The 12,792-nt window shown below is 55.9% G+C and carries 10 protein-coding genes and 1 pseudogene; 8 read left to right on the top strand and 3 right to left on the bottom strand.

Annotation, left to right across the window (positions count from 1 at the left end):
• Positions 1 to 46: 46 nt before the first annotated feature.
• Positions 47 to 2,104, bottom strand: coding sequence for a right-handed parallel beta-helix repeat-containing protein (locus KPG71_RS17385; protein WP_216339675.1), 2,058 nt, complete (start codon positions 2,102 to 2,104; stop codon positions 47 to 49).
• 479 nt (positions 2,105 to 2,583) lie between these two features.
• On the opposite strand from KPG71_RS17385, the gene KPG71_RS17380 reads away from it, so the two are divergent.
• The 3 genes from KPG71_RS17380 (at position 2,584) to KPG71_RS17370 (ending at position 6,176) form a co-directional block, all read left to right on the top strand.
• Entirely contained in the window at positions 2,584 to 3,810 is a 1,227-nt protein-coding gene (locus KPG71_RS17380; protein WP_216339674.1) for a right-handed parallel beta-helix repeat-containing protein, read from the top strand.
• Between the two features lie 279 nt (positions 3,811 to 4,089).
• Positions 4,090 to 4,305 (top strand): hypothetical protein, encoded by a 216-nt coding sequence (locus KPG71_RS17375; RefSeq protein WP_216339672.1) that lies wholly within the window; start codon positions 4,090 to 4,092, stop codon positions 4,303 to 4,305.
• Between the two features lie 446 nt (positions 4,306 to 4,751).
• The gene (locus tag KPG71_RS17370; protein ID WP_216339670.1) at positions 4,752 to 6,176 is read left to right on the top strand and encodes a UbiA family prenyltransferase; all 1,425 of its coding nucleotides are present in this window, start codon (positions 4,752 to 4,754) and stop codon (positions 6,174 to 6,176) included.
• Between the two features lie 12 nt (positions 6,177 to 6,188).
• On the opposite strand, the gene KPG71_RS17365 is transcribed toward KPG71_RS17370, so the two are convergent.
• Positions 6,189 to 7,166 (bottom strand): lysylphosphatidylglycerol synthase transmembrane domain-containing protein, encoded by a 978-nt coding sequence (locus KPG71_RS17365; RefSeq protein WP_216339668.1) that lies wholly within the window; start codon positions 7,164 to 7,166, stop codon positions 6,189 to 6,191.
• A gap of 97 nt (positions 7,167 to 7,263) precedes the next feature.
• Between KPG71_RS17365 and KPG71_RS17360 the strand changes: the two genes are divergently transcribed.
• From KPG71_RS17360 to KPG71_RS19865, 5 genes and pseudogenes are all read left to right on the top strand, one after another.
• Positions 7,264 to 8,607: a hypothetical protein gene (locus KPG71_RS17360; protein ID WP_216339666.1), complete on the top strand. Its 1,344-nt coding sequence runs from the start codon at positions 7,264 to 7,266 to the stop codon at positions 8,605 to 8,607.
• Positions 8,608 to 8,616: 9 nt separating this feature from the next.
• Positions 8,617 to 8,898: an oligosaccharide flippase family protein gene (locus tag KPG71_RS17355; protein WP_216339664.1), complete on the top strand. Its 282-nt coding sequence runs from the start codon at positions 8,617 to 8,619 to the stop codon at positions 8,896 to 8,898.
• 21 nt (positions 8,899 to 8,919) lie between these two features.
• Positions 8,920 to 9,891: an NAD(P)-dependent oxidoreductase gene (locus KPG71_RS17350; protein ID WP_216339662.1), complete on the top strand. Its 972-nt coding sequence runs from the start codon at positions 8,920 to 8,922 to the stop codon at positions 9,889 to 9,891.
• Positions 9,892 to 9,899: 8 nt separating this feature from the next.
• Entirely contained in the window at positions 9,900 to 11,366 is a 1,467-nt protein-coding gene (locus tag KPG71_RS17345; protein WP_216339660.1) for a glycosyltransferase family 39 protein, read from the top strand.
• Positions 11,367 to 11,387: 21 nt separating this feature from the next.
• Positions 11,388 to 11,480, top strand: a pseudogene (locus KPG71_RS19865) (hypothetical protein); the annotation flags it as partial.
• Positions 11,481 to 11,496: 16 nt separating this feature from the next.
• Here the strand turns inward: KPG71_RS19865 and KPG71_RS17340 are convergent.
• Positions 11,497 to 12,759: a glycosyltransferase family 4 protein gene (locus KPG71_RS17340; protein WP_216339658.1), complete on the bottom strand. Its 1,263-nt coding sequence runs from the start codon at positions 12,757 to 12,759 to the stop codon at positions 11,497 to 11,499.
• Between the last annotated feature and the right edge of the window lie 33 nt (positions 12,760 to 12,792).

The following is a 12,792-nucleotide window of genomic DNA, read 5'->3' as shown; positions in this document are numbered from 1 at the left end:
TGCATTTTCCTGTCCCGGCTATGTCCGCCGTCCGGCGTCCAGACAATCAGACGAGGAAATCGTCTACAAGCCCGGCCGACGTATCGACGAATTGAATGTCGTCATCAATCGCAAACCCGCTGACAAGCCCATCAACATCGCGATTGCGAAGGCCGATGTTCCAGCCCCATTCCATGCCGCCGTTCGAGCCGACAAAATCGAAATCCGTATTCGTCTCGTTCAGAACCAGTTGACCATCGACCAGCACCTGCAACTGGTCCGTGACCTGATCGACGATCAATGTGATCTGGTGCGTGTCAGTATCGTTCATACCCAGATCATCAACCGCAAAACCCTCATAGAATTTGCTGTCGTTATTCTTGACATGGGCTTTCAGGCCGTCTCCGACCAAGGTCAGGCCCACATGGCCCTTATTCCAGACCAGGCGTTGCGCGCTGCCATCCGCCTCTGCCCGGGTGAACTCAACCGTAAAGGCGATCTGTTCGGATTCCTCGAACTGGTGCAACCGGCCGAGTTCCACCCGGTCCTTCTGTCCGTCAAACAGAATGGCCGGGCCCGAGGCGGTGTCCACGACAGTGGCATCGTCTCTCAACTTCGCCTGATCGTTCCCGGGTAGTCCGGCGATATCCAGCACGAAATCGTCGAAAACCATCGGAGACTGCGTGCTACCGGTATCGGTCCCGCTCGTGTCTGAACTACCTGTATCGGTGCCACTCGTGTCCGTACCGCCTGCGTTTGCATCGCTCGTATCGGTACTGCCTGCATCGGTGCCACTCGTGTCCGTACCACCCGCGTTTGCGTCGCTCGTATCGGTACTACCTGCATCGGTGCCACTCGTGTCCGTACTACCTGTGTCGGTTCCGCCCGTATCGGTACTACCCGTACCCGTGGTATTCGAGCCGGAACCGCTCACCACCGTGGACGAACTGCCAACCCAGCTGTTGTAGTCATACGGATAATTGTCGACCAAACTTGAACCGGCATTCAGGGAATCCACAAGGCTCCCCGTAATGACACCGAACTGATTGTAGCCATCGACCATGCCCGTTGCATAATAGGTGAAAATTGAATCATAACTCCCGGGCGCAACAAGAGCGTTGTTCAGCAGGGTCCAATCGGCCTGGCCCTGATCGCCCACGATAGTAGGGGCGACGTTCCCGGTCACCGCCACATTCAGGGAATCGGGGGAAATGATGATCTTCGGAATCGTGACCCCGCCAGTCTGATACGGGTCGGGAACCGCGATCACGGTGTTGTTCAGGATGTTCAGCCCGTCCGTCTGATGCAGGGCGATCCCGTTTGCATGGGCGTTGTAGAGAATATTGTTCTCGATCGTGATATTGTAGTTCCAGTTCGTCGGGTCGGAATAACTGGCCTTGTCACGGCCCGCCCAGATGCCTTGGGTATAATCGCCCGCTCCCATGTCGAGAACATTGTTGCGAATGATGATATCGCTGCTCCCCGTGCCACCGGAGCGCTGGATCTGGATCATGTCGCGATGATCGCCGGAGCCCGCAGCACCGCCGAAATCATGGATATAGTTGTTCTCGATCAGAACATTCTGCACCTCACCCAATGAAATGCCGTCGGAGCGGATCGTATGGATGTTGTTACCGATCATGGCGATGTCGTTCGACATGGATGCGCCCAAGGCCTTCCACCAGGAATGGAATTCAGTGTTGATCACTTCCACATTGGTCGAGCCGCGGATCACAAGGCCCTTGCCAAAACCGGTGCCATCTGCGCTGGTGCCGGTGCCGCTGGCAAAGTCACCATCGAAGATAGAGTCCGTAAAGGTGATGTTGCTGCTGTTTTCGACCCGAAACTTGCTGGCGTAGCTCGAATCTCCGGAACTGTATGTGTAGTCGAACATTATCGTATCGAATGTGATATTCGACGCGCTGGTCACGTAAGCCTCGGAAAAACTTGCCATCGCGCTGGAATCCGCCGACTTGATCGTGACGTCCGACGCGTATTGCGTCCCTTTCAGGACCAGTTTGCCGTAACTTCCCGCAGCGAGCAGGATGGTTTCACCGCCCGTCGCGTTCGAGAGTGCCTGATTCAGCTCGGTAGTCGTGCTTACCGTGATCGTTTGCGTTGCCATCTTATACCTGCCATCTTGCGTTCTTGTTCAAAGCGCCCTCAGCGCGCAAAAGCCCCGTCTACTTGCCCGAACGATACCGTTGCCTTTGGGAAAGGCATCAGTATGACCAAAATACGGCTATGGTTGGAAACATGCGCCTGCTATGAAAAACAGCTCCGACCACCGGTCGTTTCCGAGCGAACTCGTTCTTGACTGGGAATTATTCCTTCCCTTACTCGTTGCCTGTGCTTCTGCGGAAACATTCTGACAAGTGCAACGCACCGGGAAGGAAACATCTGAAAAAGGCAGATACCCGCGCAAACCGATAGTGTATCGGCAGATTGTTGCCCTATGCAGGACAGTGGAGGGGCCGGGAACTACTCCTATGCAGCCTGTTTGCCAGTGGACAGCGCTCCACATCGCACCTACACTTTCGTGCAAACCCGGCCGGAGAGGTACTTCCGATGCGCAGACCACCCCCTCTTGTTCTGGCGGGCGCGATGCTGCTGATGCTGAGTTCTGCGCTCGCGGCCCAGCCGTCCTGCGAGGCGCAAAAATTCACGACCCAACCTTCAGGGTCGGCCAAAGGACAGGCTGTCAGGGATGCTGCTGGCCTCGGCGCAGCCCTCGAAAACGCCAAGGGGGGCGAGACATTCATCCTCGCGCCCGGTAATTACGGCGGGCTGTCGCTCGGCAAAACCTACAATGCCGCCGTAACGATTCGGTCTGCTAACCCGGCGGCCCCGGCTTGCTTCTCGGACCTGCGGCTGAAAGGGGCCGGAAACGTTACCTTTGACGGCGTCGTGTTCGACTATAGTTACTCTCCTGGAGAAAAGGACTTCGCCAACAGGTTCAGTATCCTTCAAAGCCGGAACATCACCATTTCCGGATCCTTGTTCGACGGCGATCATAACAGAACTGTGGGTCATGGGCGCGGGTTGCGCATTCGTGACAGCGCGTCGATTACCGTCACCGGTTCCGTGTTCCGGAAATGGTGGAAGGCCCTTACCGGGGGCAAGAACACCAACCTGACCATTCGCGGCAATGAGTTTTACGATATCCGCTCCGATGGCATGACGCTTGGCGTGACAGATGGGCTGATGATTGCCGCCAACCGGCTGCACAACTTCAGGGGAGCTCCTGGCCGGGATCACCGCGACATGCTGCAGATCACGCGCAGTTCGAACCAACGCAGCACGAATATCGTGATCCGGGACAATGTCTTTGACATGGGGGCGGGCGACTATTCCCAAACCATATGGATGGGAGGCGACGGCAAGAACCTTGGCGACCCGATGCTGCGCCATCAAAACGTGCTGATCGAAAACAATGTCATTTACAACGCGCATACCCACGGTATTTCCGTGCACGCGATCGATGGGCTTTCCATCCGCAGGAACTCGCTGATCCGGGTCCACAGAGCCGAAAAAGGCAATGTCACTATTCCGCGCATCAATGTCTCGAGAGGGTCAACATCCGTGGTGATCGAGCAAAACGCTACGAGCGGCATCATCGGCTACCATAACCAGCGGGACTGGGTCATTCTCAATAATGCGATCATTCAGGATACGTCACCGGGCGCTCGCGGCTTCTACGACCGCCAGTTCATCTATTATGCCACCGGCGCCACCCATGGATATCATGAATACGGTGTTCGGCCCGGCAGCCTGATCGCCAAATTGAATGCCGGCTCAACCCTGGTAAAGAACTACCCGACCCGCCGCTAGATGGGCGAAACACTTACGCGTATACTGCAAAATGTTTTGCACTCGGCATCGTTGGCCCTGTTGCAAGCCTCCGCTGAAGTCACCGACAGAGCGTTTCACAGTTGACCTTCATGCTTCTAGACGGTCTTCGAGTACGGACAAGCCTCGGTCAGTGTATGCCTTCTCGATTTCAGATGCGTATTCCTGGGGCCAGTGATGGATCATACTGTGGTCTGGAGTGGTCCCGGAAAATCGGAGAGTCGGTTAAGGTGTATCCCGAACCTTTTGTAGGGATACGAGATGGCGAAACGCCGGAAGTTCTCAGGTCAGTTCAAGGCGAAGGTCGCGCTTGAGGCGTTGCGTGATGGCGAGACGATCCAAGTCAACACATGGAAGCGCCAGACCGTTAGGGGCATGGCCGATGTGGTTGCCCGCAGCGGCAAAACCGAGCGGCTGACCGGTGCCACCGGAAAGTTCGGTCCGCCCGAGATTGCGAACACCGACCAGGGATCGTAGTTCACCGGATCGGTCGAGATCACCGCGTTGACTGAGGCGAGCATGCGCATCTCGATGGCTGGGCGGAGTCACTGTATGGACAACATCTTCATCGAGCGCCTCCGGCGCTTTATGAAACAGGAGTCATCTATTTCGAGGAAATCACAGACGGCTTTCAGGTTCGGCGTGTGATCAGAAACTGGACGGCACTCTACAATACCGGGTGGCCCCATTCCTCGCTTGAATGACGAACGTCCGAGGAGGCATAGTACAATAGTCGAAATCAGAATTTGGCAGCATGAAACCTAAACAAGATACATCTTGGAAGCGCTGCGAACCTGTCCGGAAAACTGGAATCACTTCCGCCTCTGGATTTGCAGACGCTTTGCCCTCCTGACATTGAGGCAAGGAGACGGACACGGGGACAAGATATTTTATCAGATTGTATTCACGATTAAGAGGTAGAAATGGCACAAGTTAAAGTGCTCGTCGCCGACCTGGACGGAACCCTTCTCAGAACAGACATGTTGTTCGAGACTTTCTGGTCTTCGATTGCATCGGATTGGCGCTCGCTGTTCTCGGCAATTGGCGGGCTGATCAAAGGCAAGGCGTGCTTGAAACAAGTCCTCGCAAGAGAGAGTGCGGTCGAGGTCGCACATCTGCCGTATAATGATCAGGTGATCGATTACATCCGTTCTTGGAGGGCCGAGGGCGGCCAAACAGCCCTTGTCACAGCGTCTGACCAAGTTCTCGCAGACAGGATCGCAAAACATCTTGGCCTCTTTGACGAGAGTCACGGATCAGATGGGAGCCACAATCTGAAGGGACCGAACAAAGCGGCGTTTCTGGTAGAGCGGTATGGTGAAAACGGCTTTGTCTATATCGGGGATAGTGCTGCTGACCTGCATGCATGGAAGCATGCGGCCAAGGCTGTCACCGTCGACATCCCTGATGCCCTCAAAGCACAAGTTAACGCGATGAATATCGAGGCAGATCACCTGACATCATGCTCAAAGGGCATCATTCCGTATCTGAAAGCGCTACGGCCTCAGCAATGGCTCAAGAACTTGCTGATTTTTATACCTATGCTTGCGGCGCATCAATTTGGGGCGGAAACCATTACTCAGAGCATACTCGCTTTCGTCGCATTTTGTTGTGTCGCGTCGGGTGTTTATGTTCTGAATGATCTTCTGGACCTGTCCGCGGATCGCTGTCATCCGACCAAATGCAACCGGCCGTTCGCGTCAGGCGCGCTTCCGATAGTTCACAGTGTCTGGCTTGTTCCGGGCCCGCTTGTATTGGGATTGTCTGTCGCGGCATATCTTGGTTGGTGGTTTTTTGCAGTACTGCTTTTTTATTACATATCGACTTTGGCTTATTCCATGTGGCTGAAACGGATTGTAATTATCGATATCTGCATGTTGGCGGGCCTTTATACTTTGCGTATTCTGGCTGGCAGCGCAGCGACGTCTATTCCCGTCTCTGACTGGTTGCGCGAATTTTCCCTGTTCTTCTTTTTCACCCTTGCAACCGTGAAGCGGCAGGCGGAACTGGTAGAGTGCAAGGCATCTGGGAAACCCGACGTAGCGGGCCGGGGTTACCGCGTTGCAGATCTTCCGCTTGTCAGTCAGCTCGGCTCCGCGTCGGGGTTTGTTTCCATTCTGGTTTTGGCCCTCTATTTTAATTCGCCTGCGGTGATCGAAACGTATTCAAGTCCCGAAATACTATGGGGGAGCGCGGTTGTTTTATTGTATTGGCTGACCCGTGTTTACATGATCACTCATCGGGGCGGCATGCATGACGATCCTATTATCTTTGCCGTAAAGGACAAAGTGAGCTGGGCTTGCCTTGTCATAATCTTCCTGTTTGTCTGGGTCGCATTCACTTTCTAGCATCAAACACCGCTATCGCACTGCAATGTGCCTTGATCCCGCTTCGGAAAATGGCAACACGGCCAATCCAAGCAGCACGGCATACCATAAAGTCGTGAGGCGTATGACCAAGGTTGCGAGCAGCGCTGTTTCAAGCGAGACCCCTTGCAAAAGAAGCAAAGCAACGCTGGCGGCTTCTGTTCCGCCAAGACCGCCGGGCAGGCCCGACAATGCGCCTGACAATACCGCCGCCAGAAAAATCGCTGTGGCAGTCCATAAGGATATCTCTACTCCCAACCAAGCCAACAAGATGTAAAAGGCAGCCCCTTCCAAGAACCAGCCGATCATCCCTAGAATAATCGAAATGCCTGAGATTTTCGGGGTCATGAATGGCCCCAGACCTTTCGTTACTCTGCGAAGCTTGACAAAGAAACGGGCGCCGCGCCCAAGGCCGCGCCAAGTCATCTCAACCACATGAGTCAAAAGTTTTGGGCGACACGATATCCAGGCCAGCATCACCGAGATCGCAACAACTGGCCAGATTGCGCTTGTTCCCAGGTTAGACATGCCGACCGCAAGAACAATCAAAAGTGTAATGGCCACAAGCTCCAGTGCCCTATCGGCGAAAACAATCGGGATACTGCGCTCGGGTGGCCAGCCTGTTTCCCGCCCGATCCAGCGCAGTCGCACCAACTCGCCCAGTCGACCGGGCGTCGCGGTCAGGGCAAACCCACCAAAAAAGTGACGCATATTTTGTCTGAATGTCGTCGGCAATTCGACGGCCCGTGTTAACAGATGCCAGCGCAATGCGCGAATAAAATAGTGGCTCGTGGCAAACCCAAGAAGCAGGACCACCTTCCCGGTGCCCAAGTTTGAAAGAGCCTGGACTGCTGTTGTCCACCCAATTGACGCCACAGCGCCGACCATGCCGATAACAAATAGTGCAAATAGTATAATTGTGGCCGTTAGGCCCTTATATTTCGAACGGATGCGAATGGGATTACCTTCCATTCAGATGTCAGTATCTGTCTGTTGCTGACTCTTGAGTAATTTTCTATCCTTAATGCCATATTGCTTGATGAGGTCATAGTTTTATGTGGTCGAACCTATGGTTTTGAAACAACTCCGGCATTTCCGCCGTATTGCAGTTTTTCTGGTCGCATCAGGCACATTGGCCCAGGCCGCTGATATTTCGTTAGACCCTCAAACGACATTTCAGACCATGTCCGGATGGGAGGCGACGGCGGATCTTCCTGACAATCCGACAGCACCTGTTTGGACACCTTACCGTCAGGAAATGCTGGACCGGATCGTCAACGAAGTTGGCATCAACCGCCTTCGGGTCGAGATCCGCTCCGGCGCGGAAAGCAGCACAGGCGTCATTCACCGGTTCATCAACGGGAAATTGGACTTAAAGACATGGGAGGGTACGCGATATCAGTCGAACAATGACAATGCCGATCCCTTCGAGATCAATTGGGGTGGATTTGATTTTGCCGAGCTTGACTGGCACATTCAGAATACCGCTATACCCATCCGGCAACGGCTTGCAGCGCGGGGCGAACCTTTAATCATCAACCTGTGCTATGTGAATTTCTCCGGTCCCGGTTTGCATGCCGATGCGGAGGAATATGCCGAGTTTGTCCTCGCCACCTATTTGCATATGCAGGAAAAATACGGCTTTGTTCCTGATATGTGGGAGGTTGTCCTGGAGCCCGATCTCAATAACCGCGGATGGAGTGGTGAAATGATCGGACAGGCAATGGCAGCAACTGCAACCCGCTTGCGTGCACATGGTTTCAAACCGTCTTTTGTTGCCCCATCGGTGACCGATATCAAAAACATCATGCCATATTTGGAGGGCATCGCATCTGTTCCCGGAGCAATGGATGCGTTCGATGAGGTTTCATATCATCGCTATTGGGGGGCATGGCCAGAGATTCTCAACCAGGTCACCGAATTTGCCAATCAGCACAAGCAGAGGGTTTCCATGCTCGAATGGTGGTTCGGAAATGCCACTCATGAGATACTTCATGAAGACCTTACTGTTGGGAACAATTCTGCCTGGCAAGGGCGCGTCGAAAGAGGGCTTTTCACAACGAAGAACAAGCCGACCCAAAGGCTCGAGTTGCAACCAGAGGTCAGGTATAACCTGCAATATTTCCGTCATGTTCGTCATGGAGCCGTCCGTATCGGGGCGGTCTCTACTCAACCCGATATGTTTGATCCGGTTGCCTTCATCAATACTGACGGTCGTTACACAGTGATCGTGAAAGCCTCGCGTGGCGGTTCACTCCGTATCTCGGGACTGCCGGAGGATAGCAGGTACCAAGTATCGTATGCGATCGCATCGGGATCAGTCGCATCTCCTGATTTTGTCACCCTCGGAGAGGATGGCTGGCTGACCGCCTCGATCCCCGATGCAGGGGTGTTAACGATCGCCGCCGAGTAGGCCACGTCGATGCAGAAAAAATTCTCCACTGGTGTCGCCTGGATGTCTGCGGGCGGTTGGATTGAGCAGGCAATCAATTTTGTCATCTTCGCCATTCTTGCCCGCCTTCTGGGTGTCGAGACCTTCGGCTTTCTGGCGATGGCCGCCGCTTTCGTGCTGATCTCGGAATCCATAGTGCGGGAGTCCGTTTCGGAAATCCTGCCACCCGTGTCTGCTCGCCAGCTCAGGTCACTGAGAATTGTAGATGTCTCATTGGGTGCGTGCTATAAACAGGGTGAATTGATTGTTTGAAAACAGCTTTTGCGAGGACATATGCATATTCTGGTTACTGGCGGCGCCGGATTCATCGGCTCCCACCTTGCAGAGCGGCTCATCCTCGACGGTCACACGGTCACCGTGCTGGATGATCTTTCCACCGGGCAGCTGTCAAACCTTGCCGCGCTGACTGGCCAGCGTGGTTTCGAGTTTGTCGAAGGGACCATTCTGGACCGGCCGTTGGTGGCAAAGCTGGTCGAACCTGCCGATGTCGTGTTTCACCTTGCCGCAGCGGTCGGTGTCAAACTGATTATGGATGAACCCAGCCGCTCGATACTCACCAATGTCGCGGGCACCGAAAACGTGCTGGATGCGGCCTTGCAGAACAAGGCGCACACGTTCATCGCCTCCAGTTCCGAAGTTTATGGCAAGACCACCAAATTCCCGTTTCGGGAAGACGATGACCTGACCATTGGCGCCACGAAAAACCTGAGATGGTCCTATGCCTGTGCCAAGACGCTGGATGAATTTCTGGCCTTGGCCCATGCCCGCGAATCCGGTCTTCCGGTGACGGTCCTGCGGTTTTTCAACACAACCGGTCCGCGTCAAACCGGACGCTACGGTATGGTGTTGCCGAATTTCGTCAAATCGGCACTGGAAGGGGCTCCGCTAATGGTGCACGGCACCGGCGAACAATCGCGCTGTTTCGGGCATGTGGCGGATGTGGTCGAGGCGATGTGCCGGTTGATGATCTCTCCGGGGGCACAGGGTGAGGTTTTCAACATCGGGACTGACCAGGAGGTTACCATCCACAGTCTGGCCGCACAGGTCATCGAGGCGGCGGGGTCCGGTTCGGAGATACGGCTGGTCCCATATGATCAGGTTTATCCCGAGGGTTTCGAGGATATGCAGCGGCGCCTGCCGGATGTGTCGAAACTGGAACGCGTGACCGGATTTCGACCGATGCTGCCCCTGCGGCGGATCATCGATGACATAATTGCCGATGTGCGCGTGCCGACAACAGTGTAAGTGCGACGATGCAGCATCAGGCGCACAGGTATCGTGACTATGTCTGGCTGACCGGGATACTGGTGCTCGCCATCATCTTGCGGGTGATCGGGCTGAACGCGCCGCTCTGGTTTGACGAGATCGTCACGGTGCATTCCTATGTTCAGGGGCCTTGGCGTGAAATCACGCAGGGCTATTCGATGAATAATCATTACCTGTTCACTCTGCAGTCAAAACTCGCTGCAACGCTGTTTGGCGACGAGATCTGGGCCTACCGGTTGCCGGCGGTGCTGTTCGGGACCGGCACTGTTTTGGCGATCTGGTGGTTGGCCCGCGACATCGCCGGAGCAACCGTGGCACATGTCTCTGCGCTTCTGGTTGCCATGTCCTATCATCAGGTCTGGTTTTCCCAGAATGCCCGCGGCTATACCGAACTCGCGTTCTGGAGCACATTGGGCATGATCCTCTTCCTGCGGGGGGTGCAGGTGCCGCGGCGAGGTATCTGGATAGCGTTTGGGCTGACTCTGGCTGCAGCCGTTTCCACTCATCTGACCGGCGCGTTTTTCTTTGTCGCCCTGGGAATGGTGTGGCTCGTGCTTGTGGCTACATCGGCACTGAAGGGGCGATTTTCTCGCGATCTGTTCATTACGCCGCTCGTGGGAGCCGCAACGGGGATCGCGTTGCTGGTTGCCTTCTACGCACCGGTATTGCCGGATATTTTCGCCACGCTGGGCACTGTCTCGGAAACGTCCTCGGCCGATCTGATGCAGGAATACCAGAACCCGCTCTGGACCGTGCTGGAGGGCGTGCGGACGGCCATGGGCAGGATCGGTGCCTTGGCGTTGCTGGTCGCGGCGGGGGTGCTGGTCGTGGCGGGCATCGGCGCGGTTGGGCTGCACCGCCGCTCACCTCTTTTCGCGCCAATCGTGCTGGCGCATATCGTCCTCACGCTGGTGCTGCTCCAGATATTGGGCATGCGCATATGGCCGCGGTTCTTCTTTGCAGATATTGGTTTCGTCATCATTCTGATCGTGGCTGGCACTTCAACCGGAGCCCATGCCGTGGGGAGGCTGGCCGGGCGGCCGGAACTTGCGCGCTACCTGTTCGCTGCCGCTGCTGCCGTAATGGTGGTTCTGTCCGCTGCGCTGGTGTACCGCAATTATTCCAAGCCCAAACAGGACCTTGCGGGGGCCTACAGGCTGGTGGAAGATATCCGCATACCCGGAGAACGTGTTTATTCCATAGGCCATAGCGGCCCTATTTTTTCGGACTATTTCGGAGCCGACTGGGGCAACCTGATGTCGCAGCAGGACTATGACAGGGCGTTGTCCTATCCCGGACCGATCATATTGGTCGTACCCTTCCCTGCGCGCTCTCACAGGATGATCCCGACGCTGAGAGAAGATACCGGGCAGGTCTTGCAGCCGGTCCGCCGGTTCCCCGGAACGCTGGGCGATGGAGATATTCTTGTCCTCAGACGCACCGGGCATGACTGATCTGGTCATCGGGTTCATGTCGTCGATGCGTCGGTTCTGCCCAGCATACCCGCGACGACCATAACCTTTTCCGTGATGGCCAACGCTCATCGTATCGGAATGCTGGCTGGCTAATGCTGTTCGGGATGCGTCAGGCGCCTGTTTCGAAGGCGCCAGCCTCCAGGGCATGGGCCAGTTCACTGTCCCCTTTTGCCCGGGCAGCGCGAGCCAGCGCCGCTCCATAGGCCGCAAGCACCCGGTTCTCGCTCCAGATATCCTCGAAAGCCTGCCGCGCTGCGCGGCCTTGCGTCTCGCGCCGGTCCGGGTTGTGCTGCAAATCACGCATCGCGGTGATCAGCTCATCTTCGGTTTCAAAAAGGGTACCGGCCTCCGCCCGCTCCACGATCTCGGGGAACGGGCCCAGTCGCCGGGCGATCACCGGCGTGCCCAGTCGGAAGCTTTCTATCAGGATGATTCCGAAAGTCTCGTAACAGACCGACGGCACGATCAGCCCAAGTGCACCACGGTAGTAGGCATTGAGCTCATCGAGGGTTTTACGGCCCAGGAATTTGACCCGTTCATTTCCTGCCGCCAGTTTTTTCAGAGGGCCAGCATAATCTCCGTCGCCCAGGATCAGCAGGTCGGCGTCAGGGTAGCGTTCGAAAGCCGGGAACACGTCCTGCAGCCCCTTGATTTTCTCCAGCCGACCGACAAACAGGAAATAGGGCCGGTCGTGCACCGCCGGTTCGGGCAATGCGGACTGGTCCATGTCGGGCAGGAAATAAGGCAGTACATGCATCTCATGCCTGAGACCGAATTCGCGATGCTTGGCACGGCTGAACTCGCTTTTCGCCACGATCAGGTCCATGTGGTCAAGTTGCCGGTCAAGATAGCCGGTATAGCGCCAGAGCTGCGGCGGGCGTTTATGTGCAAGCACACAGCGCAGGCATTGGCGCTCGTCGCACAGTTCGCGGTGATGGCGCCACAGCACATGGGTAGGACAGACCAGCCAGTGCTCATGCGCCTCGTAGAGCTTCAACCCCTGCCCCGCCGACAGAATCCCCGGCCCCCCCACGAGCGAGACATTGTTGTACCAAATGATGTCGTAATTTCCGTCATTCATGATCTCGCCGATCCGGCGGCGATGTACGATATTCCGCCCGGTCTGCTGGGTCAGCAGGTTCGAGAGCACCCCGTGCCGACTGCGCAACCCGATCGCCCGAACCCCGTCATCGGGGGCCGGGGCGGGCTCTTTCCCGCCAAGGGACAGATAGGCATCTTCATCATGCACCACGGTTACGTCGTGCCCGCGCACCTGCAGCGCCCGCGCCATGCGCTGCACCCCCACCGCATCCCCCCCGAATGAATAAGGCGGATAAAAGGTGGTGAACATCAGGATACGCAAAGATCTCATTCGGAATGTACCGGATAGCCAATGACCTTCCAG

Origin of the sequence: Roseovarius sp. PS-C2 (genome assembly GCF_018862045.1) — a bacterium.
Taxonomy (GTDB): Bacteria; Pseudomonadota; Alphaproteobacteria; order Rhodobacterales; family Rhodobacteraceae; genus Roseovarius.
This window is presented reverse-complemented; position numbering and strand designations above follow the sequence as displayed.

Excerpts from the sequence above, each read along its gene's own strand:
- KPG71_RS17385 (WP_216339675.1), bottom strand. The coding sequence starts at position 2,104 with ATGGCAACGCAAACGATCACGGTAAGCACGACTACCGAGCTGAATCAG.
- KPG71_RS17380 (WP_216339674.1), top strand. The coding sequence starts at position 2,584 with ATGCTGCTGATGCTGAGTTCTGCGCTCGCGGCCCAGCCGTCCTGCGAG.
- KPG71_RS17360 (WP_216339666.1), top strand. The coding sequence starts at position 7,264 with ATGGTTTTGAAACAACTCCGGCATTTCCGCCGTATTGCAGTTTTTCTG.
- KPG71_RS17375 (WP_216339672.1), top strand. The coding sequence starts at position 4,090 with ATGGCGAAACGCCGGAAGTTCTCAGGTCAGTTCAAGGCGAAGGTCGCG.
- KPG71_RS17340 (WP_216339658.1), bottom strand. The coding sequence starts at position 12,759 with ATGAGATCTTTGCGTATCCTGATGTTCACCACCTTTTATCCGCCTTAT.
- KPG71_RS17355 (WP_216339664.1), top strand. The coding sequence starts at position 8,617 with ATGCAGAAAAAATTCTCCACTGGTGTCGCCTGGATGTCTGCGGGCGGT.
- KPG71_RS17350 (WP_216339662.1), top strand. The coding sequence starts at position 8,920 with ATGCATATTCTGGTTACTGGCGGCGCCGGATTCATCGGCTCCCACCTT.
- KPG71_RS17370 (WP_216339670.1), top strand. The coding sequence starts at position 4,752 with ATGGCACAAGTTAAAGTGCTCGTCGCCGACCTGGACGGAACCCTTCTC.
- KPG71_RS17365 (WP_216339668.1), bottom strand. The coding sequence starts at position 7,166 with ATGGAAGGTAATCCCATTCGCATCCGTTCGAAATATAAGGGCCTAACG.
- KPG71_RS17345 (WP_216339660.1), top strand. The coding sequence starts at position 9,900 with ATGCAGCATCAGGCGCACAGGTATCGTGACTATGTCTGGCTGACCGGG.